Annotated in this window: 26 protein-coding genes, 3 tRNA genes and 1 pseudogene; 12 read left to right on the plus strand and 18 right to left on the minus strand. The window is 42.8% G+C overall.

The window, feature by feature from the left end:
* Positions 1-8: 8 nt before the first annotated feature.
* The 4 genes from coaC (at position 9) to PCY71_RS01785 (ending at position 3,536) form a co-directional block, all read left to right on the plus strand.
* On the plus strand, positions 9-560 hold the full coding sequence (gene coaC, locus PCY71_RS01770) for a phosphopantothenoylcysteine decarboxylase (protein WP_048773458.1): 552 nt from the start codon (positions 9-11) through the stop codon (positions 558-560).
* Positions 544-1,107, plus strand: coding sequence for an ECF transporter S component (locus PCY71_RS01775; RefSeq protein WP_048773461.1), 564 nt, complete (start codon positions 544-546; stop codon positions 1,105-1,107). The genes coaC and PCY71_RS01775 overlap by 17 nt, the downstream gene beginning before the upstream one ends.
* Positions 1,108-1,345: 238 nt before the next feature.
* Positions 1,346-3,064, plus strand: coding sequence for a phospho-sugar mutase (locus PCY71_RS01780; RefSeq protein ID WP_002909708.1), 1,719 nt, complete (start codon positions 1,346-1,348; stop codon positions 3,062-3,064).
* A 124-nt stretch (positions 3,065-3,188) separates the two neighbouring features.
* Positions 3,189-3,536: a thiol reductase thioredoxin gene (locus PCY71_RS01785; protein ID WP_002909707.1), complete on the plus strand. Its 348-nt coding sequence runs from the start codon at positions 3,189-3,191 to the stop codon at positions 3,534-3,536.
* Positions 3,537-3,582: 46 nt separating this feature from the next.
* Here the strand turns inward: PCY71_RS01785 and mutY are convergent, their stop codons facing one another.
* The 5 genes from mutY to PCY71_RS01810 form a co-directional block, all read right to left on the minus strand.
* Positions 3,583-4,743 (minus strand): A/G-specific adenine glycosylase, encoded by a 1,161-nt coding sequence (gene mutY, locus PCY71_RS01790; protein ID WP_002909706.1) that lies wholly within the window; start codon positions 4,741-4,743, stop codon positions 3,583-3,585.
* A gap of 65 nt (positions 4,744-4,808) precedes the next feature.
* Positions 4,809-5,786, minus strand: coding sequence for a phosphate acetyltransferase (gene pta, locus PCY71_RS01795; protein WP_002909705.1), 978 nt, complete (start codon positions 5,784-5,786; stop codon positions 4,809-4,811).
* 23 nt (positions 5,787-5,809) lie between these two features.
* Positions 5,810-6,697 (minus strand): RluA family pseudouridine synthase, encoded by an 888-nt coding sequence (locus PCY71_RS01800; RefSeq protein WP_048773464.1) that lies wholly within the window; start codon positions 6,695-6,697, stop codon positions 5,810-5,812.
* A complete protein-coding gene (locus tag PCY71_RS01805) occupies positions 6,694-7,521 on the minus strand; it encodes an NAD kinase (RefSeq protein WP_048773466.1) in 828 nt (275 codons plus the stop codon). The genes PCY71_RS01800 and PCY71_RS01805 overlap by 4 nt, the downstream gene beginning before the upstream one ends.
* Positions 7,496-8,167 carry a GTP pyrophosphokinase family protein gene (locus PCY71_RS01810; protein WP_002900311.1) on the minus strand — a complete coding sequence of 224 codons (672 nt, stop codon included), beginning with the start codon at positions 8,165-8,167 and terminating at the stop codon, positions 7,496-7,498. Before PCY71_RS01810 ends, PCY71_RS01805 begins: the two co-directional genes overlap by 26 nt.
* 95 nt (positions 8,168-8,262) lie before the next feature.
* Between PCY71_RS01810 and PCY71_RS01815 the strand changes: the two genes are divergently transcribed.
* From PCY71_RS01815 to PCY71_RS01845, 7 genes are all read left to right on the plus strand, one after another.
* Positions 8,263-8,826: a CYTH domain-containing protein gene (locus PCY71_RS01815; RefSeq protein ID WP_032913393.1), complete on the plus strand. Its 564-nt coding sequence runs from the start codon at positions 8,263-8,265 to the stop codon at positions 8,824-8,826.
* Positions 8,827-8,960: 134 nt separating this feature from the next.
* Entirely contained in the window at positions 8,961-9,917 is a 957-nt protein-coding gene (locus PCY71_RS01820) for a ribose-phosphate diphosphokinase (protein WP_048773468.1), read from the plus strand.
* 10 nt (positions 9,918-9,927) lie between these two features.
* The gene (locus PCY71_RS01825; protein ID WP_048773484.1) at positions 9,928-11,040 is read left to right on the plus strand and encodes a cysteine desulfurase family protein; all 1,113 of its coding nucleotides are present in this window, start codon (positions 9,928-9,930) and stop codon (positions 11,038-11,040) included.
* Position 11,041: 1 nt separating this feature from the next.
* A complete protein-coding gene (locus PCY71_RS01830; RefSeq protein WP_048773470.1) occupies positions 11,042-11,389 on the plus strand; it encodes a DUF1831 domain-containing protein in 348 nt (115 codons plus the stop codon).
* 121 nt (positions 11,390-11,510) lie between these two features.
* A complete protein-coding gene (locus tag PCY71_RS01835; RefSeq protein ID WP_048773472.1) occupies positions 11,511-11,732 on the plus strand; it encodes a DUF4649 family protein in 222 nt (73 codons plus the stop codon).
* A gap of 124 nt (positions 11,733-11,856) precedes the next feature.
* Entirely contained in the window at positions 11,857-12,504 is a 648-nt protein-coding gene (locus tag PCY71_RS01840) for a redox-sensing transcriptional repressor Rex (RefSeq protein ID WP_002906518.1), read from the plus strand.
* 24 nt (positions 12,505-12,528) lie between these two features.
* Positions 12,529-13,221: a gamma-glutamyl-gamma-aminobutyrate hydrolase family protein gene (locus tag PCY71_RS01845; RefSeq protein WP_048773475.1), complete on the plus strand. Its 693-nt coding sequence runs from the start codon at positions 12,529-12,531 to the stop codon at positions 13,219-13,221.
* Between the two features lie 67 nt (positions 13,222-13,288).
* Here PCY71_RS01845 and radC read toward each other — a convergent pair whose 3' ends face one another.
* The 3 genes from radC to gyrA form a co-directional block, all read right to left on the minus strand.
* On the minus strand, positions 13,289-13,972 hold the full coding sequence (gene radC / locus PCY71_RS01850; RefSeq protein ID WP_002900302.1) for a DNA repair protein RadC: 684 nt from the start codon (positions 13,970-13,972) through the stop codon (positions 13,289-13,291).
* Between the two features lie 159 nt (positions 13,973-14,131).
* Positions 14,132-14,887 (minus strand): class A sortase, encoded by a 756-nt coding sequence (locus tag PCY71_RS01855; RefSeq protein WP_048773476.1) that lies wholly within the window; start codon positions 14,885-14,887, stop codon positions 14,132-14,134.
* Positions 14,888-14,901: 14 nt separating this feature from the next.
* Positions 14,902-17,361 carry a DNA gyrase subunit A gene (gyrA, locus tag PCY71_RS01860; protein ID WP_032908163.1) on the minus strand — a complete coding sequence of 820 codons (2,460 nt, stop codon included), beginning with the start codon at positions 17,359-17,361 and terminating at the stop codon, positions 14,902-14,904.
* Positions 17,362-17,555: 194 nt separating this feature from the next.
* On the opposite strand from gyrA, the gene PCY71_RS01865 reads away from it, so the two are divergent.
* Positions 17,556-18,542, plus strand: coding sequence for an L-lactate dehydrogenase (locus PCY71_RS01865; protein ID WP_002895436.1), 987 nt, complete (start codon positions 17,556-17,558; stop codon positions 18,540-18,542).
* A 46-nt stretch (positions 18,543-18,588) separates the two neighbouring features.
* Here the strand turns inward: PCY71_RS01865 and PCY71_RS01870 are convergent, their stop codons facing one another.
* From PCY71_RS01870 to PCY71_RS01915, 10 genes and pseudogenes are all read right to left on the minus strand, one after another.
* The gene (locus PCY71_RS01870; protein WP_301412393.1) at positions 18,589-19,005 is read right to left on the minus strand and encodes an NUDIX hydrolase; all 417 of its coding nucleotides are present in this window, start codon (positions 19,003-19,005) and stop codon (positions 18,589-18,591) included.
* Between the two features lie 56 nt (positions 19,006-19,061).
* Positions 19,062-19,133 (minus strand) — tRNA-Arg (locus PCY71_RS01875).
* 87 nt (positions 19,134-19,220) lie between these two features.
* Positions 19,221-20,423 (minus strand): 30S ribosomal protein S1, encoded by a 1,203-nt coding sequence (rpsA, locus tag PCY71_RS01880; protein WP_002897515.1) that lies wholly within the window; start codon positions 20,421-20,423, stop codon positions 19,221-19,223.
* 163 nt (positions 20,424-20,586) lie between these two features.
* Positions 20,587-20,658: transfer RNA gene (locus PCY71_RS01885), tRNA-Gln, on the minus strand.
* 13 nt (positions 20,659-20,671) lie between these two features.
* Positions 20,672-20,752, minus strand: a tRNA-Tyr gene (locus PCY71_RS01890).
* A gap of 49 nt (positions 20,753-20,801) precedes the next feature.
* A complete protein-coding gene (locus PCY71_RS01895; protein WP_301412394.1) occupies positions 20,802-21,032 on the minus strand; it encodes a DUF2969 domain-containing protein in 231 nt (76 codons plus the stop codon).
* A gap of 104 nt (positions 21,033-21,136) precedes the next feature.
* Positions 21,137-22,165, minus strand: a pseudogene (locus PCY71_RS01900) (branched-chain amino acid aminotransferase); the annotation flags it as partial.
* Between the two features lie 165 nt (positions 22,166-22,330).
* Entirely contained in the window at positions 22,331-24,781 is a 2,451-nt protein-coding gene (gene parC / locus PCY71_RS01905; RefSeq protein ID WP_301412395.1) for a DNA topoisomerase IV subunit A, read from the minus strand.
* Between the two features lie 35 nt (positions 24,782-24,816).
* Complete coding sequence (locus PCY71_RS01910; protein WP_125341541.1) at positions 24,817-25,632, minus strand: aminoglycoside 6-adenylyltransferase; 816 nt, start codon at positions 25,630-25,632, stop codon at positions 24,817-24,819.
* Between the two features lie 16 nt (positions 25,633-25,648).
* Positions 25,649-26,185, minus strand: a complete 537-nt coding sequence (locus tag PCY71_RS01915; RefSeq protein WP_125341542.1) for a GNAT family N-acetyltransferase — start codon at positions 26,183-26,185, stop codon at positions 25,649-25,651.

Genomic DNA, 26,185 nt, shown 5'->3' on the forward strand with positions numbered 1-26,185 from the left:
GGATTAAGATGACTCAGATTACCTTAGCCGTCAGCGGCAGCATATCAGCTTACAAGGCTGCTGACATCACTAGCCGTCTAAAGAAAGAAAACTTTGAAGTTGGTGTCCTCATGACAAATGCAGCAACAGAATTTATCACACCGCTGACCCTGCAAGTCTTGTCACAAAGACCAGTTGCAATTGATATTATGCAAGAACCTAACCCTAGCAAGGTCAATCACATTGACATCGCTAAAGAATCTGACCTCTTTCTACTTGCGCCTGCAACAGCCAATACCATCGCTAAATTAGCCAACGGTTTAGCTGATAATATGGTGACAGCTACTGCCCTGGCTCTGCAGCCTCATACGAAAAAAGTTTTAGCTCCAGCTATGAACACTAAGATGTTTGAAAATCCACTAACCCAGCAGAATTTGGAGCGCCTGCAGCGTTTTGGATGGAAAATTATCCAGCCGCGCGAAGCTGTTTTAGCCTGTGGTGATCAGGGGACAGGTGCTCTAGCTGAAGTTGATACAATTATTGATACAGTAAAGGAACTTATTTATGAAAAAACAGTCTAAAATTGCTCAAATTGCTATTTTCTTTGCCATTATGTTGGTACTGCACCTGCTCAGCTCAGTCATTTTTAACTTACTTCCAGTACCGATTAAACCAACCATTATTCACATACCGGTTATTATTGCTAGTATACTCTACGGACCCAAGGTAGGAGCTGTTCTAGGTGGGCTCATGGGATGTATCAGTGTTATCACTAATACCTTAGTTCTATTACCAACTAGCTATCTCTTTAGCCCTTTTGTGCCAAATGGAAGCCTCTCTTCGCTTCTTGTTGCCATGGTGCCTCGCATTCTCATCGGTATTACTCCTTATTTCGTATATAAAGCAATGAAAAATAAGGCTGGCTTGATTCTAGCAGGTTCCGTTGGTTCTGCCACTAACACCATCTTCGTCTTGGGCGGTATCTTCTTTCTCTTTGCAAATGTATATCAAGGAGATATCAAAGCACTTCTGGCTGTGATTTTATCAGCAAATTCCATTGCCGAGTTAATCATTTCTGCGATTTTGACAGCAACTATCATTCCAGCGCTTGAAAAAGCCAAAAAATGATGATAAATTAGCTTTCCAGACCAAGCAATGCTTTGGTCTTTTTTTAATCCCACAATTTCGCTATACCATTCTGAAATCCTTAAAACAATACCTTGAAAAGTATTTCATCGTTTTCTAGGTAGCCTCTTTCAAAATTAATGAAAATATGCTACAATGAAAGCGATTAAGAAAATTTAAGAGCAGGATTTTTTACTAAAATTTCCATCTCTTCATTTCAAAAATAAAGGAGACTCCACCTATGACTTATCAAGATAACTTCAAAAAATGGCTTGATTATGCTGAACTTCCTGACTATCTTCGAGAAGACTTGAACAGTATGGACGAAAAAACTAAGGAAGATGCCTTTTACACCAATCTTGAGTTTGGTACTGCTGGTATGCGTGGTTTAATTGGCGCTGGTACTAACCGTATTAATATTTATGTTGTCCGTCAGGCAACCGAAGGTTTGGCTCGCTTGATTGAAGAAAAAGGCGATGAGTTCAAAAAACGCGGTGTTGCGATTGCTTACGACTCCCGTCATTTCTCACCAGAATTTGCTTTTGAATCTGCTGCTGTTTTAGCTAAGCACGGCATCAAGTCTTATGTCTTTGAAAGTCTGCGCCCAACTCCAGAACTTTCATTTGCAGTGCGTCATCTGGGAACTTTTGCTGGTATTATGATTACAGCCAGCCACAACCCTGCTCCATTTAACGGCTACAAGGTATATGGTGAAGACGGCGGACAAATGCCTCCGCATGATGCAGATGCATTGACTGACTACATCCGTGCGATTGAAAATCCTTTTGCTATTGAGGTAGCTGATGTTGAAGCTGAAAAAGCTTCTGGCTTGATTGAAGTGATTGGCGATGCTATTGATGCTGAATACCTCAAGGAAGTTAAAGATGTCAATATCAACCAAAAACTGATTGATGAATACGGCAAGGACATGAAGATTGTCTATACTCCACTGCACGGTACTGGTGAAATGTTGGCTCGTCGCGCTTTGGCTCAAGCTGGATTTGATTCTGTTGAAGTTGTTGAAGCTCAAGCTGTAGCTGATCCAGACTTCTCTACTGTTAAGTCTCCAAACCCTGAAAGCCAAGCAGCCTTTGCTTTAGCGGAGGAATTAGGTCGTAAGGTTGGTGCAGATGTCTTGGTCGCAACTGACCCAGATGCTGACCGTGTCGGTGTAGAAGTTCTGCAAAAAGACGGAAGCTACCTCAACCTTTCAGGTAACCAAATCGGGGCTATCATGGCTAAGTACATCTTAGAAGCTCATAAGAGTGCTGGAACTCTGCCAGCTAACGCAGCTCTCTGCAAGTCTATCGTTTCTACTGACTTGGTGACTAAGATTGCTGAAAGTTATGGCGCAACCATGTTCAATGTCTTGACTGGTTTCAAATTTATCGCTGAAAAGATTCAAGAATTCGAAGAAAAGCACAACCACACCTACATGATGGGATTTGAAGAAAGCTTCGGCTATCTGATTAAACCTTTTGTACGTGATAAAGACGCTATCCAAGCTGTTTTGGTTGTTGCTGAGCTTGCTGCCTACTACCGTTCACGTGGCTTGACTCTGGCTGACGGTATTGAAGAAATCTACAAAGAGTATGGTTACTTTGCTGAAAAGACTATCTCTGTGACCTTGTCTGGTGTTGATGGAGCTGAGCAAATCAAGGCTATCATGGCTAAGTTCCGTGACAATGGACCAAAAGATTTCAACGCTACTGCTATTTCTGTTACAGAAGACTTTAAGGCGCAGACTTCTACCGCCGCAGACGGTACTGTTACAGCTCTGACGACTCCTCCAAGCGATGTGCTGAAATACACCTTGGCCGATGGTTCATGGATTGCAGTCCGTCCATCCGGAACAGAACCAAAAATCAAGTTCTACATTGCTGTTGTCGGTGATAGCAATGAGGATGCTCAAGCAAAAATTGCTGCTATTGAAGCAGAGATTAATGACTTTATCAAGTAAAATAACACTATCAACCAATCAACCAGAGAATGAAATTCACATTCTCTGGTTTTTCGTTTCCAAATCAAGCATTTTTCTGCTTTTTATGGCATACTAGTTTTATCAAAAGAAATGAGGATTATTTATGGAACAATTTGCTCAAAATATTAAAGACCTTGAAGTCACAACTGTTGACCGAGCTCGTCAAGCTATTGCTGATAAAGAGACAGCAACTTTCTTCGTAGGTCGCAAAACTTGCCCTTACTGCCGTAAATTCGCTGATACTCTTGCTGGCGTGGTCGCTGCTACCAAGGCGCATATTTTCTTTATCAATAGCGAAGAAGCCAGCGAATTAGAGAAACTGCAAGCCTTCCGCTCTGAATACAGCATTCCGACGGTTCCTGGTTTTGTTCATGTTCAAGACGGCCAAGTATCTGTTCGTTGTGATTCTTCTATGACTGCAGATGAGATTAAAGCTTTTGCAAACTTGTAAAATTGATTCAATTCAAAAATCTGAGACAAATAGAGTCTCAGATTTTTTATTTATTTCTAACATCTTGAAAAGCCTCCCACATCTTCTGCTGGGGTTTGGCAAAGGGGTAATTGCCAAAGTCTTCTGGATGAAGCCACAAGACCTCTCCGTCAGCTGCGTGCTGGCTATCTTTAACTCGACCATAAACCAGCTGAATATGCCACTTACGATGGCTGAAGATATGCTGCACTTTTGAAAAGGACTCCTGCTGCCAATCAACAATCAAATCATAATCCTGCTCAAAGCTTTCTTGAGGAGACAGATCCAGACTTGACTGATTTTCTGCCACCTCAAAGAGGGACATCTGATTTTCAGTTTGAAATTCCTCGATTTCAATCAAGGGAAAATGCCAAAAACCTGATAACAAGCCATCAGCCTCATTCTTTTCAAGTAAGAACTGTCCCTGTTCGTTTTCAATAATCAAGCCTTGCAGATAGACCGGAACTGGCTTCTTTTTAGGTGCTTTGATTGGATATTTATCCATTGTTCCGTGTAAATAGGCTGCGCTGAACTCTTTTACAGGATTGTCTTCCGGATGAGGATTAACAGGAGCTTCGATATCTGACCCCAAATCCATCAGCGCTTGATTGAAATCTCCAGGTCTGTCTGGATCAATCAAAATCTCCATCATAGCCTGAAAGACCTTACGATTGCTAGGTTGACCAATATCTAAATCAACTTCAAACAATCGACTCAGCACCCGCATGACATTGCCATCTACCGCAGGCTCAGCTAGGCCAAAGGCAATACTAGCAATGGCACCAGCTGTATAAGGTCCAATCCCTTTGAGGCTAGCAATTCCTTCATAGCTATCAGGAAATTTTCCAGCGAAATCCGTCATTATCTGCTGGGCCGCTTTTTGCATATTTCGCACCCGCGAATAATAGCCCAACCCTTCCCAAGCCTTGAGCAGTCTATCCTCTGGCGCCTGAGCTAAATCAGCTACAGTCGGAAACCAGTCAAGAAAGCGCTCATAGTAAGGAATCACCGTATCCACCCGAGTCTGCTGCAGCATAATCTCAGAAACCCAGATATGATAAGGATTATTTGTTCTGCGCCAAGGCAGGTCACGTTTGTTTTCATCATACCAAGTTAATAATTTCTCGCGAAAAGAGGCGATTTTATTTGCCTCCCACATCTCAATTCCGTATTCTTTCAAATCTAACATAAATCTAGTATAGCATAAGGCAAGAAAAATAGGAGAGCTTATGCCCTCCAATCATTTCCTATCGTTTAATAATGACCTACTGCCTGACTAGCTGTAATCAAAGTCAGCTTATAAACATCATCCGCATTACAGCCTCGAGAAAGGTCATTAACTGGGTGGTTAAGTCCCTGCAGGATAGGTCCTACCGCTGAAAAGCCACCTAAACGCTCTGCCATTTTGTAACTGATATTCCCAGCTTCGATACTTGGGAAGACAAAGACAGTTGCTTGACCGGCCACAGGGCTGCCAGGTGCTTTCAGCTCTGCTGTTGCAGGGACGAAAGCTGCATCAAACTGCAATTCACCATCGATAACCAAGTCTGGACGCATTTCCCGAGCCAGCTTAGTCGCTTCCACTACCTTATCAACCTTTTCACCGAATCCAGAGCCCTTGGTCGAATAGCTAAGCATGGCAACTTTTGGATCGATACCGAAAATTTGTGCTGTTAAAGCTGAGTTAACAGCAATCTCCGCCAAAATATTGGCGTCTGGATCGATATTAATGGCACAGTCACTGAAAATGTAGCGTTCGTCATCACGCACCATGAGGAAGGCTCCTGATGTACGAGAAACCCAAGGCAGGGTCTTGATGATTTGAAGAGCCGGCCGAACAGTCGCTGCTGTGGAGTGAATCGCGCCAGACACCATCCCTTGAACCTTACCAAGATAAACCAACATGACCCCAAAGTAGTTGACATCTTCCTTGAGCAACTGACGTGCTTCATCTGCAGTGATTTTCCCTTTACGGCGCTCAACGAATGCTTCTACCAACTCCTCAAAGCAGGAACAGTTTGAAGGATCAATAACTTGATATCCTTCTTTTACTCCCTCAATTTCTAGATAGATACGGATTTTATCAGGATTCCCCAAAAGAACTGGTGTAATATCGGTTTCTTTCACCAAACGTTTAGTTGCTTGCAAAATCCGTGGCTCTTCACCCTCTGGCAAGACAATTTTTACTTCCTTATCTTTCAAGGCTTCGCGAATTGAGTCAAAAATTTTCATGTTTCGTAAAACTCCTTTATCTCTTATTCTTTTAATTTCTCAATAACTTGTTTAAAATCTTCTGGCAAAGGACTGGCACGCTCAACTTCCTGACCACTAAAAGGATTATAAAATTTCAAAGAATGACAATGTAAAGCCTGACGCTCTATTCCGTGTTCCAAACTTCCTTCATAAAGGTCGTCACCCAAAAGCGGAAAGCCAATGTGTGAAAAATGAACGCGGATTTGATGAGTCCGCCCAGTATGCAGATGAATATCCACCAGATAGACATCTCCAAATCGCTCTATGACCTTGTAACTGGTATGGGCGTACTTGCCATCCTCTGTCACACGCCTCGTAATGATACTCTCAGGGTTGCGTCCAATCGGAGCAATAATCTCACCTTGCTCTTCTAAGTCACCAGTCCCCCGAACTAGAGCGTAATAGCGCTTTTCTATCAGCTTCTTCTGCAGCTGCTTGTCCAATCTGGCATGAGCATAGCCATGCTTGGCAAAGAGCATGAGCCCGCTTGTGTCCTTATCCAGACGCGTCACGATATGCACCTGTTGGTTTTCATAGCCCTGACGGATATAGTAAGCCTTGACGAAATTAGCCATAGTGTTGGAATGATTAACACTGGGAATACTGGCTACTCCTGCCGGCTTATCCAAAACCAAGAAATGCTCATCTTCGTAGATGACAGACAAGTCCTTATCAACAGCTTTCAGACTCTCAAATCCTTTTTCTGAAGGGATATCAATCGTCACTTTATCGCCAATATCCAAGAGATAAATAGCGTTCTGAGACTGATGGTTGACAAGAATGTTTCCGCCGGAAAATTTTATCTTTGCCAAGAGGCCTTTGGAAATTTCATGCCGCTTCAAAAAAGTCTTCACCTTGACATGCTCATCAGCAATAAACTCAAACCTCATTCCTTGCACTCTCCAATAAAGGAGTCTCTGACACGGTTCCAAAAGCTGGTATGGCTAGGTGAAGCCACAAAATGTATCTTATGATTGTCAATCTGATACTCAATGCGGACAATATTTTTGAAAGAGAAAGTCTGATTATCAACCGCGATAGTGTGATAGTCACTGCGGGTCGGCACTAACTCAATCTTATCTTTTTTGGGAACAATGACCGATGAGCCCAACGTCCGATAAACCCGATTGTTGAGACTGGCAATTTCTGTTACTTGCAAGGCTTCAATGGTCGGATGCAAAACCGCTCCACCCAGAGATTTGTTATAGGCTGTGCTGCCCGTCGGAGTCGAAACGGAAATCCCATCTCCTCGGAAACGCTCGAAATGAACCCGATTGATAATGACATCGGCTACCATAGTCCGATCCGAGCGCTTGATTGTTGCTTCGTTCAAAGCACGAATGATGCGTGTATCACCATTTTCAAAAGTAATTTTGACATTTAAAATTGGATAAGAAACCTGAGCACCGGAGTCTAATTTGAGATTTTCTACCAGCTTATCTAGTTCAAAATCACGGTAGTCCGTATAGAATCCAAGATGTCCTGTATGCACACCGACAAAGCGGACCCGATCCAGCTGTTCTTCATACATATGAAAAGCTGACAGCAACATGCCGTCACCACCTACCGAAATCACGATGTCGGGATTCTTAGGAGTTAAAATAAAGCCGCTCTGTTTCAGCTTCTGCTTCAAATCCTGATAAACTTGTTCACTCTGTCTTTTCCGATTGCGGATAATCGCTATTTTTTTATCTGTATTCTTCATCTGTATCATCACTATTTCCCACACCGTCATTTAACTTGCGGTGAAGAGGGTCAAAGAGGGCCTGAGCCTCCTGGATAGCGTCACGGATAGCACCCATCTCCTCATCCAGCTGATAGGCTAGGTTAGCTGTGGTTTCCAAGCGGCATTTGATTTCCTCGGGAAATTCTCCTTTATACTTGTAATTCAAAGAATGCTCAATCGTAGCCCAAAAATTCATCGAAAGGGTGCGAATCTGAATCTCAGCCAGAATAAGCCTATGGCCATTAATCGTATCAACTGGATATTCTACAATCACATGGTAGCTCCGATAGCCACTGGCTTTTTTGTTTTTAATATAATCCCGCTCCTGAACAATGCGCATATCAGTCCGGTTTCGCAGGACTTCTAAAACTTCATCCACATCATCGACAAACTGAACCATGACTCGTAAGCCTGCAATATCCTGCATCTCCTGCTCGATATTTTCCTCGCGAATGCCTCGCAGAATCATCTTTTCTTTAATGCTCTCAATCGGCTTGACTCGTCCGGTCACAAACTCAATCGGGGAATGACGCTGCTGCTTGCGGTATTGCTTTCGCACTCCACGCAACTTAATTTTCAGCTCTCCAACCGCTTGAATATAGGGGTCTAGAAACTCTTCCCATTCTATTGTCATACACTTACCTTGTCATATCATTATTTTTTGTATAAAATAAACACAACTGTTATTATAACATAAATCGCTTTCAAAAAAAAGAAAAGGATATGAAAATGAATCACTTAGAAATTGAATTCAAAACCATGCTGACCAAAGAAGAGCACGATCGTCTGCTCCAGTTATTTGCTGATATTTCCCCTATTAGCCAGACCAACTACTACATCGAGTCAGATCAACAGAGTATCCGACACGCCCACATGGCTTTTCGAGTACGAACTTTTAACCATCACGAAGCAGAGCTGACGCTCAAGATTCCTCAAGAAGTCGGAGCCTTGGAACTTAATCAGAACTTGACACCAGAAGAAACTGAAAACATTTTACAGAACAATAAATTTCCTACGGGAGAGATTTTAGAGACGCTGCTTCAGAAAGAAATACCCATCCAAGACTTGAAGATTCTTGGCTCTCTAGAGACTATTCGCTATGAAAAGGAAGATGAAATTGGCCTGCTTGCTCTGGATGAGAGTCACTACTTGAGCAAAACTGACTTCGAACTCGAAGTCGAAGTTGAAGATTTCGAAAAAGGAAAAGAAAATTTCTTCAACTTCCTAAAACAGCACAAGATTGACTACAAACCCGGTAAGAGCAAGATAGCAAGATTTTCTGAAAACTTGTAAATCAACGACCACAAAATAGCTGAAATAATCTATTTTTTTTGGTAAAATAAAAGGTAGCAATTTAAAGCCTATTGAAAAATAAATTTCATAGAGCATTAAATATAAAAAGAGACAAAAAGAGGACGGTCCAACTCATGTCAGATAAAAAAAATATGAAGCTTTTTTCCCTCAACTCCAATCATTCCATAGCTGAAAAAATCGCTGAGGCGGCTGGGGTTCCATTGGGGAAACTTTCCTCCCGCCAATTCTCGGACGGCGAGATTCAAATTAACATCGAAGAAAGTGTCCGTGGCTATGATATTTACATCATTCAGTCTACTAGCTTCCCTGTCAATAATCACTTGATGGAACTCTTAATTATGGTGGATGCCTGCAAGCGTGCCAGTGCTAATACGATTAATGTTGTGATGCCTTATTTTGGTTATGCCCGTCAGGATCGGACTGCTGCTCCTCGCGAGCCAATCACAGCTAAACTGGTTGCCAACATGCTCGTCGGAGCTGGAGTAGATCGTGTGATTTCTCTGGATCTTCATGCCGTGCAGGTCCAAGGTTTCTTTGATATCCCAGTTGATAACCTCTTCACTATCCCACTCTTTGCCAAACACTACTGCAACATGGGCCTTACTGGCGATGATGTCGTTGTCGTCAGCCCTAAAAACTCTGGTGTAAAACGCGCCCGCAATTTGGCTGAATATCTGGATGCCCCTATCGCTATCATTGATTATGGCGAAGATGAGGCGGGTCGCTCTGAGGGATATATTATCGGAGATGTCGAGGGCAAGAAAGCTATTCTGATTGACGACATTTTAAATACCGGTCGGACTTTCTCTGAAGCAGCTAAAATTGTCTGTCGCGAAGGCGCAGTCGAAATCTATGCTGTATCCAGTCATGGTCTCTTTGCGGATAAAGCTGCGGAATTGCTGGATGATTCTCCTATCAGAGAAATACTTGTGACCGACTCTGTTGATACCAAAGAAAAAACACCTAAGAATCTCCACTACATTACAGCTAGTGAACTGATTGGTGATGCCATTGTCCGTATCCAAGAAAGAAGACCAGTCAGCCCACTCTTTGCCTATCAAAAGAAATAAGGTAACCGGAGTGATTTATTTAGATAATGCTGCTACAACTGCTTTGTCGCCCGCTGCAATCCAAGCAATGACCAAGACTATGACTGTCTTTGGAAATCCTTCCAGTACGCACAGCCATGGACGAGAAGCTAGTAAACTGCTCAGACAGGCGCGTGAGGATATTGCTCAAGCTCTGCATACTCAAAGCAATAAGATTCTTTTTACTTCAGGCGGCACTGAAAGTAATAATACTGCTATCAAAGGCTATGCCCTTCGTCACCAGAACAGAGGGAAGCATATTGTCACCAGTGCTATTGAGCACCATGCTGTCTTAGAAGTGGTGGAGTACTTAGTAGACAAATTCGGCTTCGAAGCTACTTTTGTTCAGCCAGTGGATGGTCAGATTCGAGCGGAAGACATTGAGAAGGCTCTTAAACCTGACACTATTCTTGTGTCCGTCATGGCGGTTAATAACGAGACAGGTGCCATGCTTCCCATTAAGGAAATTGGTAAATTACTGCAAGAACATCCTGCTGCTTTTCACGTTGATGCTGTCCAAGCAATTGGTAAACTTCCCATCTACCCTGACGAGCTAGGAATTGACTTTCTATCTGCTTCAGCTCATAAGTTTCATGGTCCCAAAGGCGTTGGTTTCCTTTATGCTAAGAAGATGGATTTTGACAATTTCATGCACGGTGGTGATCAGGAAGAAAAACACCGGGCCGGAACTGAAAATCTAATCTCTATCACAGCCATGGCGGCGGCTCTGTCAGAGAGCATGGAATACCTAGAGGAAAATATAGAGCATGCGCAAGACTTAAAAAACAGCTTACTTACTGACTTATCGGATATCGACTTTTACTTAAATGAAAGTCAGCCAAGCTTGCCATATGTCATCAATTTGGGATTTCCCAATCAAAAAAATGACTTGCTTCTGCTTCAAATGGATTTAAATGGCTTTTCCATTTCAACAGGCTCAGCCTGCACAGCCGGAGCTATACAACCCAGTCATGTCTTGCAGGCTATGTATGGCAAGGATTCCAACCGCTTGCATGAGTCTATTCGAATCAGTACTTCGGACCAGACGACTCTGCAAGATATTCAATTATTTACAAAGAAATTAAAAGAAATTTTAGGAGGATAAGATGGCCTTTCAAACATCTGTTAGCTTAGCAAACTGTGAATTTACCTATTCACTTCACCCAAATGTCAAGAAATTTACCTTACGCGACAATACTTTCGCGGAAAGCAAGGTTGGCAACTATGAACTCTCTCGTCTGCTGGAATCTGTTCCCAACAGCGGAAATGGTTTTCTGCTGAAAATCATCGTCAATAAAGATTTGAATGGTTTCAAAATCAACATCACTGACAAATCAGGCCTGCGCTTGGTCAATATTTTCAAATCAGAAGATCATCACATTATCCAGCAAAAATTTTATTTCTTGATGGATAGCTTGGTTGAAAGAAACATTTTTGAAAAGACACCACAATAAGCAAGATTCTCGTAATTTTGCTTTTTTGGTTTTGACTCTTTAAAAGACCAAACAAGCTTGACTTCTGCTTAGAACTCTTGAAAATATCAATGACTAATCGAACCAAAGGAAAGGATTAACGATGGTTGAACTGACCTATTTGGACTCATATAAGGTGAAACGGTCACTTACCTATGAAGACTTCGATGAATTTCTTCTAGCCTTCTCTGGCTGCGTCACAGTTCCTGACTCGCTCAAGGTGCTTTCTGTTACGTATAAGGGACACCAGCTGCCTTTTGCAGGGCTAATTGGAGACTTGTACCGCCAGATGTACCAGTTAGACTTAACTCCCTATCAGGACTAATCTCTTCGCAACTGCAACATAACTTAAACTTTCACTCTTTTCTTTTTTAGTGCATTAAACATCTTTAATTAGTTGATTTTTTCACAAACTTCCTATAAAATAGAATTAGAAAGGTTGTGATTTTGTGAAAACTGAAAAAAATACTACAATTCCTCGAGCAACTGCTAAGAGACTGTCGCTCTACTATCGTATTTTTAAACGGTTTAATGCTGAGAAGATTGAGAAAGCCAACTCTAAGCAAATCGCTGAAGCTATTGGCATTGACTCTGCTACCGTCAGACGAGATTTTTCTTATTTCGGTGAACTTGGCCGCAGAGGATTTGGCTATGATGTCAAGAAATTGATGAACTTTTTTGCTGACCTCTTGAATGACAATGCTATCACCAATGTCATGATTGTTGGTGTCGGTAACATGGGGCGAGCTCTGCTGCACTATCGTTTTCATGAGCGCAATAAAATGAAGGTTGTAATGGCTTTTGACATAGATGACCATCCAGAAGTTGGCAGCACAACCAGCGATGGGATTCCTATCTATGGAATTTCCCAAATCAAAGAAAAAATACAGTCAGGAAATGTGCAAACTGCCATCCTAACTGTACCTAGCGTAAAAGCCCAAGAAGTTGCATCTATCTTAGTTCAAGCAGGTGTTAAAGGTATTCTCTGCTTCTCGCCAGTAAATCTATCCCTACCTAAGGACGTGGTCGTTCAGTATGTTGACCTGACTAGCGAACTGCAGACTCTGCTCTACTTCATGAGAAAAAATGAACATTAATTTGAAAGAGGTATTGAATACTCGATGAGTAAACTAATTATTGGAATAACCGGAAATGAAAGAGAAATCCCAGACGATCACTTCATACATATGAGCTATACAGCGACTGGATTCGTTGAGGGAGTTAAAGAAGTTGGCGGAATTCCAATGATTTTGCCAATCGGTGATGAAGAAATGGCAAAACAATATGTTTCCATTGTTGACAAATTAATCATCACAGGCGGTCAGAATGTATGTCCCCAGTTCTATGGAGAAGAAAAAGCCATTGACAGCGATGATTATCTACTCAAACGAGACATTTTTGAATTAGCTTTAATTAAGGAAGCCCGCCGTCAAAATAAACCAATCTTCACCGTCTGCCGCGGAACCCAACTTTATAATGTCGCACTGGGCGGTACTCTTCATCAAGACATTGAAGATCATTGGCAAGATAGCTCTGCTGAGTACACGACTCAAAGCATGGTGACCAAAAATGGCTCTATTCTGCACGAAATCTATGGCCCTGCATCTGAAATCAACTCCTTCCACCACCAAAGTATCAAGGATTTAGCGGCTGGCCTAGAAGTCATCGCCTATGATCCTCGCGATAAGATTATTGAAGCCATCACTTCTACTGACGGCAGTCCTTTTCTTGGTGTCCAATGGCACCCAGAGTTCTTGTTTGGCTCCAGAGAAGGAGACTTAGCCCTCTTTGATTATGTTGTCAATATGCTTTAAAAGCCTCTATTCCTAGATAAACTTCTGTTCTACACGAATAGAAGTTTTTATATTCACGTAAATCAAATTATATCATATCTGTCTCTTCTCGGTAGCTATAGTAGTTGGACTTGGACACAATTAAATGATCTAAAAGAACCAAGCCCATCATCTCACACGCTTCTTTCATATGCTGCGTCACTTCATCATCGTTTCTGCTAGGAACAACTGAGCCAGATGGATGATTGTGTACCAGTATGATAGATGTCGCCAGGTGCTTGAGAGCGTAGTGGAGAATTTCTCTCGGCTCAGCAATGCTTCTGCTGACCGTCCCCATGAAAATGGTTTGCTGGTGCAAAATTTGATTTTGACTATTAAGATAAATAGCAACCAAGCACTCCTGCCTCATATCTCCCAATTCCTGCTGCATCTTCTGTGCTAATTTTTGACTGCCCATAATCTGCTCTTTCTGCAGAACTTCTGCTCGGTTAATTCGACGCCCCAATTCGATAATGGCCTGCAGCTCCACAGCCTTAATCGGACCGATTCCAGAAATAGTCTGCAATTCCTGCAAAGTTAAATACTTGAGATCGTTCAAACTGGAAATAGATGATAAAATTCTTTGAGAAACTTGAAAAACAGTTTCTTTTTTGTTGCCTGTTCTGAGAAAGATTGATAGGAGCTCCTGGTTACTGAGTTTTTCAGCCCCTTCTCTCATCAAGCGCTCACGCGGCATCATGCTAATATCATCTTGAAATGAAATGCTATACATAGAAACCTCCTTATCTTATAATTCGGAAAAAGAGTCAAAATCAACAAGAAAAGATACAGAAAATAAAGATTGAAAATCTTTCGTCCAGAACAAATTTTAGATAAAAAAACTCCAAAAGTTAGAGTTTTTCCTAACCTTTAGAGTGAAATTTTTTTAACTTTAGATCTGCATTTGATTATAGGACTTACTGAAAGATTCAAGAACTTCCTTAGGAGCCTTATCATACTCGACAGAACCTTCTAATGTTCCCTTGACAATAGTCCGGTTGGTTGCCGCGGCATCCTCACAGGTAACCAAAGTAATCTCTGTAACACCTTCTGTATCCTCAATCAGATCCGTTCGATCCGGAGTTACCGTTTCAACACTGGTGATTACATAAGTATAGACTTGCTCTTTATCGGTGATATAAATCTTCATACCAGCCTTAGCACGGTCCAGTGGGGAAAAGAGCATGTTACTAGCCCCTGTGATGCCAAAGACATGGTGGCTAGCCAAGGCATAATTTCCCTGCCCCATCTGCTGGGTCTCTTTCATCGTACCAGCACCATAATACAATCCGGCATTATCCAGTCCTTTGAAGATCGGCAAATTCATGGAAACTTCCGGAATAGAGATGCCTCCGATAACAGGCAGTTGCTGCGCTTTCCACTGAGCATTGATAACTGCTTCTGTAGAAAGTGACTCTACCTTATTAAAATCAAAACTAGTCTCAGCGTTTTTATTTTTACTAATAGAATCTTTGGAAACCTTGCTGACCTGATATTGGTTGGTATGCCAAACCATAATCATGTTTCGGATTTGCGCATTAAAGATTAAGCCAAGAGCTACAATAATTAATAATGTCGCAACAATATTGATAAAAATATTTCTTTTGCTTTTTTGTTTTCTTTTTCGACTTCTTTTTCCTTGTACCATATAGAGGTCCTCTTTTACGATTCGTTTTCTTCCTCTGCTACATCTTCTTTATCATCTGCTTCGACGCTTGTAAAGGTTACAATCTGTGCATTTTGGTCCAGTCGCATGACCTTAACTCCCATGGTCGAGCGACCTGTCTGAGAAATATTCGCTACACTGGTCCGAATGATGACACCAGTATTAGTGATAATCATCAAATCTTCTTCGCCAGTAACTGTCATCAGACCAGCAAGAGGCCCGTTCTTATCAGTGATATTGGCTGTTTTAATCCCTTTACCACCACGGCCCTTGGTTGGATACTCACTAGCAAGAGTTCGCTTACCATAGCCTTTTTCGGTAATGACAAGCACTTCGTCTCCCTCAGCAATCACTCCAGCCCCAACAACCTGGTCGCCATCCCGAAGATTGACCCCGCGAACACCAGTCGCTATACGACTCATGCTCCGGACAGCTGTCTCATTAAAGCGGACAGAATAACCAAACTTAGTACCAATGATAACGTCTGCAGCACCGTCTGTCAGAAAGACATTGATTAACTCGTCTTCATCCTTCAAATTCAAAGCCTTGAGACCGTTCTGACGAATATTAGCAAATTCTGTTACACTGGTCCGTTTGACCACCCCATGACGAGTAGTAAAGAAGAGGTAGGAATCATCACTGCGGTCTTGCTGGACATTAATAATAGTCTGAATAGTCTCTCCTTCATCAAGCTTCAAGAGATTGACCACTGGCAAGCCCTTAGCTGTCCGACCATACTCAGGGATTTCATATCCTTTGAGACGATAAACACGGCCTTTATTTGTAAAGAAGAGCAGTCTATCGTGGGTACTTGTTGAAACCAGCTCTTTGACGAAGTCATCATCTTTGACACCAGTTCCTTGAACACCTCGACCACCACGTTTCTGAGCGGTAAATTCAGCCTGATTCAGACGCTTGATATAGCCTTTATTGGACAGGGTAATCAAAACATCCGCTTCCTCAATCAAATCTTCATCTTCAAGAGAAAGAACTTCTCCCACCATCAGCTCAGTACGGCGGTCATCCGCAAATTTACGCTTGACCTCATCTAACTCTTCCTTGATAATAGCGATAACGCGCTCTGGCTTAGCCAAAATATCAGCCAGGTCTGCAATCAAGGCAATCAGCTCATCGTATTCTGACTGAATCTTATCACGTTCCAAGCCAGTCAGACGGCGCAGACGCATATCGAGGATAGCCTGACTCTGGCGCTCAGATAGCTCAAACTTAGCCATCAATTCAGCCTGTGCTTCTGCGTCCGTTTCGCTATTACGGATAATCCGAATCACTTCATCAATATGATCCAATGCAATTAGCAAACCAGCCAAGATATGAGCTCGAGCTTCTGCCTTTTCTTTATCGAAGACCGTCCGTCGAGTCACCACTTCTTTCTGATGCTCAATGTAGGCTAACAAAATCTCACGCAGAGATAGAATCTTCGGCACACCATTTTGAATAGCCAGCATATTGAAGCTGAAATTGGTCTGCATCTGAGTCAGCTTGAAAAGGTTATTTAAAATGACATGAGCAGAGGCATCACGGCGAACCTCAATGACAAAACGGACCCCTTCACGGTTGGACTCATCACGAACAGCAGTGATACCGTCAATGCGTTTTTCCTGCACCAGACGAACAATATGCTCATGGACCTTGGTCTTATTAACCATGTATGGAAACTCGGTTACGACAATTCGCTCACGGCCATTTTTCATCTCTTCGATTTCAGTGCGAGAACGAAGGACAATCGAACCCTTCCCTGTTTCATAAGCCCGGTGAATACCGGACTTGCCCATAACCAGTGCTCCTGTCGGAAAATCTGGTCCAGGCAGAACTTCCATGATATCGCGAGTTGTTGCCTCTGGATTATCCATGACAAGCTTAACCGCATCAATAGACTCACCAAGATTATGCGGTGGGATATTGGTCGCCATCCCAACTGCAATCCCTGTCGCACCGTTTACAAGCAAGTTAGGGAAGCGAGCAGGAAGAACTACAGGCTCTCTCTCGCTGGCATCATAGTTGTCAATATAATCAACAGTGTTTTTATTAATATCACGAAGCATCTCCAGAGCAATCTTGCTCATACGTGCTTCTGTATAACGCTGAGCAGCGGCCCCATCTCCGTCCATAGAACCGAAGTTTCCATGGCCATCTACCAGCATATAACGATAGCTCCACCATTGAGCCATCCGCACCATCGCTTCATAAATAGAGGAGTCACCATGCGGGTGATACTTACCCATGACATCCCCTGTGATACGAGCTGATTTCTTGTGAGGCTTCTCAGGCGTCACACCCAACTCATTCATACCATAGAGAATCCGACGGTGAACAGGCTTGAGACCATCACGAACATCAGGAAGTGCCCGAGCCACGATAACGCTCATCGCGTAATCAATGAAACTAGTCTTCATTTCACTAGTCAGATTAACATTTACTAAGTTTCTGTCTTGCATTAAAAAATGCCTTTCTTTCATATTAAACTATCCTATATTATATCACATTTTCTTTAATTTTTCAGTATTTTGAACCGTTTGTAAAAACGTTTACATCGCTAGATATACAAGTTGACCGTGACAAAATATGCCAAAAGTGGTAGAATGAATGTGTACGGGAAATATTCCCTAAAAAAATAAGGAGATGTTTAGAAATGACTGCTACTAAACAACATAAAAAAGTCATCCTTGTTGGTGACGGTGCTGTAGGTTCATCTTACGCATTTGCTCTTGTAAACCAAGGTATTGCTCAAGAACTTGGTATCATTGAAATCCCTCAATTATTTGAAAAGGCTGTCGGTGATGCTGAAGACCTTAGCCACGCCCTTGCTTTCACATCACCTAAAAAAATCTATGCAGCTACTTATGCAGACTGTGCGGATGCTGACCTCGTTGTTATCACTGCAGGTGCACCTCAAAAACCAGGTGAAACTCGTCTTGACCTTGTTGGCAAAAACTTGGCTATCAACAAATCTATCGTTACTCAAGTCGTAGAATCAGGCTTTAACGGTATCTTCCTTGTTGCTGCTAACCCCGTTGACGTTTTGACTTACTCAACTTGGAAATTCTCTGGTTTCCCTAAAGAGCGTGTTATCGGTTCAGGTACTTCACTTGACTCAGCTCGCTTCCGTCAAGCTCTTGCTGAAAAGATTGGTATCGATGCTCGTTCTGTCCATGCCTACATCATGGGTGAGCACGGTGACTCTGAATTTGCGGTTTGGTCACATGCTAACGTTGCAGGTGTCAAATTGGAGCAATGGTTGCAAGCTAACCGCGACTTGAACGAACAAGACTTGGTTGATCTTTTCATCTCCGTTCGTGACGCAGCATACTCAATCATTAACAAAAAAGGCGCAACTTACTACGGAATCGCGGTTGCTTTGGCTCGTATCACAAAAGCTATCCTTGACGATGAAAATGCAGTATTGCCATTGTCAGTCTTCCAAGAAGGCCAATATGGCGTTGAAAATGTCTTCATTGGTCAACCAGCTATCGTTGGTGCTCACGGTATCGTACGTCCAGTAAACATCCCACTTAACGATGCTGAGACTCAAAAAATGCAAGCTTCTGCTAAAGAATTGCAAGCAATTATTGATGAAGCATGGAAGAATCCTGAATTCCAAGAAGCATCTAAAAACTAATTATAAAAAAACATCTCCTAGTAAAAGGGGATGTTTTTTAGTTGTTTTATATGGATTTAACAGCAAAAATATCTATCAAATAAGGTACGATGAGCTTCTTCTCTAGGTCTTTTAAAGAAGTAATCCAGACAAAGTCTGAATGCTCTTCTGGATCTAATATAATATCACGCTCTTCCAAAATCCTACCTGCATAAACTAAGAGTGTAAAAACAGTATCTTTGCTAGAATCAAACTGACTATCTTCATGGATAATCTTATCAATCCGAATCTTTTGATTAACCTCCTCCATAGCCTCACGTAGAGCTGCCTCTCTAGGCAGTTCATTCTCTTCTACACTTCCGCCTGGAATATCCCAATAAGATGGATAGACATTAGAAAGGCCTCGCTTTATCTTAGACCGTTTGATAAGCAAATACTTCCCCTCTTTCTCGATTAAGGTATGAGCGATTAATTTTACTGTCATTGCATATTCCTCCAAGAAAGAGCAAAAAAGACTCCGAAGAGTCCAATTTTAAGTCATCCACCCTGAGAGAATCGAACTCCCATCTCAAGAACCGGAATCTTGCGTGATATCCATTACACTAAGGGTGGCAACTAATTCATTATAACTGATTTTCTCTGAAAATACAAGTGAAAATCAGAAAAAGAAGTTGAGATTTCTCAACTTCTTTTAACTAATTACAATTCAATATCGCCAAACAAATCAGCCATTGAGAATCCAGTTTGAGTTTCTGGAAGTTCAAAGTCACGTTTTTCTTGACGTTTTGGACGACGAGGACGTGATTGGCGTTTCTCATCTTTTTGTCCTTCTTCTTGAGCTGGACGTTCTTCAAGAGCCTTGATAGAAAGTGATACACGCTCATCAGCAGCATTCACTTCAAGAACCTTAACAGTTACTTCTTGACCAACCTTAAGGGCATCCTTAGGGCTTTCAACACGTTTGTGTGAAATTTGTGAGATGTGAACCAATCCATCGATACCTGGCAATACTTCAACGAAAGCACCGAAATCAGTCAAACGTTTTACAGTTCCTTCAATCACATCGCCTGCAGCAAGTTTTTGCTCAACGCCATCCCATGGTCCAGGTGTAGTTGCTTTAAGAGAGAGGGATACGCGTCCTTCTTCTTCGTTCAAATCAAGAACTTTCACTTCGATTTCATCACCAACTGATACAACAGACTTAGGTGATACATTGCGCTCATGTGACAATTCAGTCAAGTGAACCAATCCATCAACTCCGCCAAGGTCAATGAAAGCACCGAAGCTAGTGATGCGAGCAACTTTACCAGTTACAATATCACCAACATTCAACTTACCAAATACTTCAGCACGTGCTGCTGCAGCTTCAGCTTCTACAACCTCACGACGTGAAAGGATGAAGCGGTTTTCTTTTGGATCTACTTCTTTAATCTTAGCATCAAACTCTTGACCTACAAAACGCTCAGTGTTACGAACGAAACGAGTATCAAGCATTGAAGCAGGAATAAATCCACGAAGTCCTTCAAACTCAACTGAAAGTCCACCTTTAACAGCACGAGTGCCCTTAACAGTGACAACTTCTTCTTCACGACCAACCAATTTGTCCCAAGCTTTGCGAGCTTCCAAACGTTTTTTAGATACCAGGTAAGTTACGGTGTCTGTATCTTTACCTACTACTTGACGAAGAACAAGCAATTCAAGTGTTTCACCTGGTTTTACAAGGTCGTTGATATCAGCGTCGCGGTCGTTTGTCAACTCACGAAGAGTCAAAACACCTTCAACACCAGTTCCAGCGATTGCAACATTAGCTTGGTTAGCGTCAACAGTCAATACTTCAGCAGTAACGACGTCACCTGGCTCAACTTGGCTAACACTGTTTAGCAAATCTTCAAATTCATTCATCTAAAAAAATCCTCCAACAATCAAGCTTTCGCTTGACATACTACTTATTTATTTTCCTAAGCACCCGCAAATGACATTGATCTATCGTTAACGATTTCCATCCTATAAAGAAATAAAATACTAGAAGACATTTTATTATTTTATCAGATCTATTACCTAAGAACTGGGGTAGCTGGATTCGAACCAACGCATGAGGGAGTCAAAGTCCCTTGCCTTACCGCTTGGCTATACCCCATTAATATAAAGAATGGAGAGAGAGGGATTCGAACCCCCGAACCCGAAGGAGCGGATTTACAGTCCGCCGCGTTTAGCCTCTTCGCTATCTCTCCGACAATCAACGCTATCTATTATAACATTGATACAATGAAAATGCAAGCCCTATTTGCTTAAATTATAGGTTTCAATCAAAGTTTCCACAGCTCTTTCAAGTTTTTTATAAAAACTTTCAGCATTTCCATTTTTGATAATTGCAAACTGGCCATCTAGTTCGGCAATCTCTCCGATAACCTTCTTGCCAATAGAAAGACTATAACCGTCAAATTGGTCTGCTCCGACCTTCACTTTGCTGTCTGTGATTTGAATTTCAATTTTTTTATCTTTTTTACTCATAACTTACCTCTTTCAAATTTCTATTGTACACGAAAATAGCTGAGTACGCAAGCTATCTTAGGCTAGAATCACAGAAAACTGCCCAATCAAGGACAGTTTTTAGATTATACTTTTACAATCCAACCTTCTGGCGCTTCAACATCGCCGAATTGAATACCAGTTAATTCGTCATATAGCTTGCGAGTGACTGGCCCGACTTCTGTCTCGCTATAAAAGACATGGAAATCGTCACCGTGCTGTATACCACCGATAGGAGAGATAACTGCAGCTGTTCCACAAGCACCAGCTTCAGTGAATTTACCCAAGTCTGCCAGAGGAACATCTCCTTCAATCGGTTTGAGCCCTAGTCTATGCTCGGCCAGGTATAGCAAAGAATACTTGGTGATAGATGGCAAGATAGACGGACTGAGCGGTGTTATAAACTCATTATCCTTGGTGATACCAAAGAAATTGGCAGAACCCACTTCTTCAATCTTGGTATGGGTTGCCGGATCCAGATAAATCACATCTGAAAAATGCTTATCCTTGGCAATCTTTCCTGGTAATAAGCTAGCAGCATAATTGCCACCCACTTTTGCCGCACCAGTTCCGTGCGGTGCCGCGCGATCATAGTCATCTGAGACAATGAAGTTAGTCGGAGTCAGACCGCCTTTGAAGTAATTACCGACAGGCATTACAAAGATAGTGAAAATGTATTCTTCAGCTGGTTTCACGCCAATAATATCTCCAACTCCAATCAAGAGAGGTCGAATATAAAGGGTTCCGCCTGTTCCGTATGGTGGTACATATTCTTCATTAGCTCGGACAACCTGCTTAACTGCATCCACAAACATTTCTGTTGGAACTTGCGGCATGAGCAAGCGATCAGCTGTTTGTTGCAGACGCTCCGCATTTTTATCCGGACGGAAAAGCTGAATACTGTCATCCTTAGTCCGATAGGCCTTTAAACCCTCAAAAGCCTGCTGACCATAGTGAAGGCTAGGAGACGACTCAGAAATATGGAGCGTAGCGTCCTCTGTTAACGTTCCTTCTTCCCACTGGCCGTTGCGATAGTATGCTATGTAGCGATAAGGCAATTTCATATACGAGAATCCTAGATTTTCCCAGTCAAGATTTACAGTCATGGTCTTTCTCCTATTCTTCCAAACTTCATTTTTAGATACTCCCTATTTTACACCTTTTTAAGATATTTTCAAGTATTATTTTCAATTTTCTGAAAATTTTGTTATTCAGTCTTTTGTTCCGCTATCAAACTTATAGAAATTGAAAAAACCAGCTCCTGCGAACTGGTTTGATGATTACTTGATGTAAGCTGAGAAGACTTCTTCGTCTGAAATGGTATCAGAAATGAAGCTGCCGTTGCTAGTTCTCTCAGACAGACTGAGATCAGCTAGATTAATCTCATAGGCAGTTCCTTTATTGGAAAGCACCTGCAAAATCTGATCCTCACTAGCTTCTGCTTCTGTTGTGAAGAGGTCAAAGTCCACTGCTTCACCAAAGACTGGTCCGGCTGAAAAGACACGATGCGGCTTGGTCTTAAGCTCTCTCAGAACTTGAAGACCGCGATTTGCCCGACTGGTAACAGGAATATCTGCGACTGCCATACGCTTGAGCGAACCACGCTGAGTCAAGAGGTAAAGTGAGTCTGTATTGGCGATAAAGGCTGCTGCTAGTACATCGTCTTTCTTGAGATTGATGGCTTTAACCCCAGCTGCCTTAGCTCCGATGACAGGAACTTCCTCAATATTGAAGCGAAGGGCATAGCCATTCTTGGTCACGAGCATAACATCATCCAGCTTAATCGGCGCCAGAGCAATGACCTGGTCGTCTTCATTTTTCAGCTTAGCAAACTTAAGCGACTTAGACTTGTAGGTCCGCCAAGGACTGAATTCCTTGCGCTCTACACGCTTGATTTGACCTAACTTGGTCGCTGCAAAGTATGTGCCTTCCTCAAAACTGTCCAGCAATTCCGTGTAGATCACTTCTTCTTTGGTATCAAAGTTGCTGATGGTTTGGCTGAGGTGTTCTCCGATTTCTTTCCAGCGGATATCTGACAGCTCATGAACAGGCCGGTAAATAACATTTCCCAGGCTAGTGAAAATCAATAAATGCTGAGTCGTCTTGGCTGGACTGACGAAAATCAGTCGGTCATCGTCACGCTTGCCCATCTCTTCTAGAGTTGAAGCAGAGAAAGAACGCGGACTGGTCCGCTTGATATAGCCAGAACGTGTCACGCTGACATAGGTCTCTTCTTCAACAATCAGACTAGCTGTATCAATCTCAATGGCGTTTGCTGTATCCTGCAGCTCGCTGAGACGCGGATTGCCAAACTTCTTCTTGACATCGCGGAGCTCTCGCTTCATGAGGTTATACATGGTGCGCTCATCACCGATAATAGCAGCTAACATCGCAATCTTCTCGCGCAGCTCTGCTTCTTCCTCTTCCAGAACCACTACGTCTGTATTGGTCAAACGGTAGAGTTGGAGAGTGACGATAGCCTCAGCCTGCTCCTCGGTGAAATCATAGCTGACTTTAAGATTTTCCTTGGCATCTGCTTTGTTTTCTGAAGCACGAATCAGGGCAATCACCTCGTCCAAGATGGAAAGCACCCGAATCAATCCTTCCACAATATGGAGTCGTTTCTCAGCCTTGACCTTGTCAAAGCGGCTGCGAGCCAGAATAATCTCCTTACGGTGAGCAATGTAGCTGGTCAAAATTGGTACAATCCCCACCAAACGAGGCGTGAAGTTGTCGATTGCCACCATGTTGAAATTGTAATTGACTTGCAAATCAGTGTACTTGAAGAGGTAGTTGAGAATCAGCTCAGTATTTGCATCTTTCTTGAGCTCGATAGCAATACGCAAACCATCTCGGTCGGATTCGTCCCGCACCTCGGCAATGCCGGCCACCTTATTGTTGACCCGTACATCGTCAATCTTTTTAACCAAGACCGCCTTATTAATCTCGTAAGGAATCTCGGTGATGACGATTTGCTCTTTACCGCCCTTCAGCTTTTCAATCTCAGTTCTGGAACGCACCACGACGCGACCTTTTCCAGTCTCGTAGGCTTTCTTAATCTCATCGCGACCTTGGACAATCGCTCCTGTCGGAAAGTCTGGACCAGGCAGAAACTCCATTAGTTTGTCCACCTTGGCCGACGGATGGTCAATCATATAGATGACCGCGTCAATCACTTCTGCTAGATTATGAGGTGGAATATCAGTCGCATAACCAGCGGAAATCCCAGTTGCTCCATTGGCCAAGAGGTTAGGAAAGGCTGCTGGCAGAACAGTCGGCTCCTTCTCGGTATCGTCAAAGTTCCAAGCAAAAGGAACGCTATCTTTTTCAATATCCTGCAAAAGATAGCCAGCCATCTCAGATAAGCGTGCCTCTGTATAACGCATAGCTGCCGGTGGATCACCGTCCATGGAGCCATTATTTCCGTGCATCTCAACGAGAATCTCACGGTTTTTCCAATCCTGAGACATGCGAACCATGGCATAGTAGATGGAGCTGTCGCCGTGGGGGTGGAAATTCCCCATGATGTTCCCGACTGACTTGGCTGACTTGCGGTAGCCCTTGTCAAAGGTGTTGCCGTCCTTGTTCATGGAATAAAGAATACGGCGCTGAACAGGCTTCAAGCCATCGCGAATGTCCGGCAAGGCCCGCTCCTGAATGATGTATTTGGAGTAGCGGCCAAAGCGCTCTCCCATGATGTCCTCAAGGGACATGTTTTGAATGTTGGACATAATAATTCTCTTTTTATTTTTCTTTTTAATAATAACTAGAAGCTAAGCCTCTCTTTAACATACTCAATCATCTTCTCTGCGGTTGCTTTGTCATAGCAGAAGCCGGTTTTGAGAGAGAAAGCTTGTGCTTCTTTGTGGAAAAAGTTCATGGTAGCCAAGAGAGACTTGGTGAGGCTTTTCTGGTCAGAAAAGTCAAGCAAGGCTGTAAATTCTTTCTCTTTCTCAGCAGGCAAATACTGAAAGAGGTACTTGTAGTTCTTGCCAACATCAATTGTCCCCTTATCTGCTGCCACTTGCCAAGCTAAAAGCTTGAGCAATTCTTGTTGGCAGATGCCATAGAGATGATCCGTCGCATAGACCAGGTGATTTCGATGAATGCCCTTGACTACATAGGCTGACACCCACCAGAACTCATTGCAGGATTTGTCAAAGTCAGTCGCACTGGCTGGTGCCGTCCAATAGCGCTTGGGTGTCGGTGCATAAGGAGCAAACAGTCCCTGCGGGTCATCCAGCACCGTGAAATCCGCTTCGCTATCCACCCATTCTCTGATGTGTTCCTTAGGACAAAGGGTCAAATCTATCCGATTGCCATCTTCAAAGAGCATGAGATAGAGGCGGCGATGGTCTAGTAGGACATGCTGCTCAATCATGCGCTTGCCAAACCTTTCCAACCAAACAAGGTCAGCCATCAGACCATCCAAATCCTCCACAATGTAAACTACATCATAGTCTTGGAACTCGTCCTTGGGAGCCTTTGGATTTGTCCGCGAGCCGGACATAGCGACAGCTTCTACTTGTAGCACTTTTGCGGTTTGCAAAATCACATCAAACATCTCGGTTTCAGTTCTCATGGGAATACCTGCCTTTTTAGTGGAAACTCTCGATTCTGTAGAGGACATGTCTATAAAACGGACTGTCTGCTGGAACTTTTTCATTATCAAATTCTTTGACAAATTCCATGCCTAGCTTTTGCATGACTTTTTGAGAAGGGAAATTGAGCAAGGATGTAAAAGAGTAAACTTCTGACAAACCAGCTTGCTGAAAAGCAAAGTCTAGACAGGCTTGGGCAGCCTCCGTCGCATAACCACGATTCCAAAACTCTTTTCGCAGACGCCAGCCGATTTCTACAGTTTCTTTTCCAGCAAAAATCCGTAAATCCGAATGGTGCAGACCTACCAAGCCGACAAACTCCTGACTGTCCTTTTCTTCAACAGCCCAAAGACTGTAGCCATAAGCCGTAACTTCATCTTGAATGCCCTGATAAAGGCGCAAGGACTCCGCTTGACTATATGGCTTCGGGAAATACTGCATGACCTCCGAATCTTGATTCATAGCAATCAAAGCCGGCAAATCAGATTCCTGCAAGTCCCGTAAAATGAGACGGTCTGTTTCAAGCATTGTCAT

The organism is Streptococcus sp. SN3 (genome assembly GCF_030439905.1).

Bases quoted from the DNA above. Each gene is read 5' to 3' on its own strand.
- coaC (WP_048773458.1), top strand. From the start codon at position 9: ATGACTCAGATTACCTTAGCCGTCAGCGGCAGCATATCAGCTTACAAG.
- PCY71_RS01775 (WP_048773461.1), top strand. From the start codon at position 544: ATGAAAAAACAGTCTAAAATTGCTCAAATTGCTATTTTCTTTGCCATT.
- PCY71_RS01780 (WP_002909708.1), top strand. From the start codon at position 1,346: ATGACTTATCAAGATAACTTCAAAAAATGGCTTGATTATGCTGAACTT.
- PCY71_RS01785 (WP_002909707.1), top strand. From the start codon at position 3,189: ATGGAACAATTTGCTCAAAATATTAAAGACCTTGAAGTCACAACTGTT.
- mutY (WP_002909706.1), bottom strand. From the start codon at position 4,743: ATGTTAGATTTGAAAGAATACGGAATTGAGATGTGGGAGGCAAATAAA.
- pta (WP_002909705.1), bottom strand. From the start codon at position 5,786: ATGAAAATTTTTGACTCAATTCGCGAAGCCTTGAAAGATAAGGAAGTA.
- PCY71_RS01800 (WP_048773464.1), bottom strand. From the start codon at position 6,697: ATGAGGTTTGAGTTTATTGCTGATGAGCATGTCAAGGTGAAGACTTTT.
- PCY71_RS01805 (WP_048773466.1), bottom strand. From the start codon at position 7,521: ATGATACAGATGAAGAATACAGATAAAAAAATAGCGATTATCCGCAAT.
- PCY71_RS01810 (WP_002900311.1), bottom strand. From the start codon at position 8,167: ATGACAATAGAATGGGAAGAGTTTCTAGACCCCTATATTCAAGCGGTT.
- PCY71_RS01815 (WP_032913393.1), top strand. From the start codon at position 8,263: ATGAATCACTTAGAAATTGAATTCAAAACCATGCTGACCAAAGAAGAG.
- PCY71_RS01820 (WP_048773468.1), top strand. From the start codon at position 8,961: ATGTCAGATAAAAAAAATATGAAGCTTTTTTCCCTCAACTCCAATCAT.
- PCY71_RS01830 (WP_048773470.1), top strand. From the start codon at position 11,042: ATGGCCTTTCAAACATCTGTTAGCTTAGCAAACTGTGAATTTACCTAT.
- PCY71_RS01835 (WP_048773472.1), top strand. From the start codon at position 11,511: ATGGTTGAACTGACCTATTTGGACTCATATAAGGTGAAACGGTCACTT.
- PCY71_RS01845 (WP_048773475.1), top strand. From the start codon at position 12,529: ATGAGTAAACTAATTATTGGAATAACCGGAAATGAAAGAGAAATCCCA.
- radC (WP_002900302.1), bottom strand. From the start codon at position 13,972: ATGTATAGCATTTCATTTCAAGATGATATTAGCATGATGCCGCGTGAG.
- PCY71_RS01855 (WP_048773476.1), bottom strand. From the start codon at position 14,887: ATGGTACAAGGAAAAAGAAGTCGAAAAAGAAAACAAAAAAGCAAAAGA.
- gyrA (WP_032908163.1), bottom strand. From the start codon at position 17,361: ATGCAAGACAGAAACTTAGTAAATGTTAATCTGACTAGTGAAATGAAG.
- PCY71_RS01865 (WP_002895436.1), top strand. From the start codon at position 17,556: ATGACTGCTACTAAACAACATAAAAAAGTCATCCTTGTTGGTGACGGT.
- PCY71_RS01870 (WP_301412393.1), bottom strand. From the start codon at position 19,005: ATGACAGTAAAATTAATCGCTCATACCTTAATCGAGAAAGAGGGGAAG.
- rpsA (WP_002897515.1), bottom strand. From the start codon at position 20,423: ATGAATGAATTTGAAGATTTGCTAAACAGTGTTAGCCAAGTTGAGCCA.
- PCY71_RS01895 (WP_301412394.1), bottom strand. From the start codon at position 21,032: ATGAGTAAAAAAGATAAAAAAATTGAAATTCAAATCACAGACAGCAAA.
- parC (WP_301412395.1), bottom strand. From the start codon at position 24,781: ATGTCCAACATTCAAAACATGTCCCTTGAGGACATCATGGGAGAGCGC.
- PCY71_RS01910 (WP_125341541.1), bottom strand. From the start codon at position 25,632: ATGAGAACTGAAACCGAGATGTTTGATGTGATTTTGCAAACCGCAAAA.
- PCY71_RS01915 (WP_125341542.1), bottom strand. From the start codon at position 26,185: ATGACAATGCTTGAAACAGACCGTCTCATTTTACGGGACTTGCAGGAA.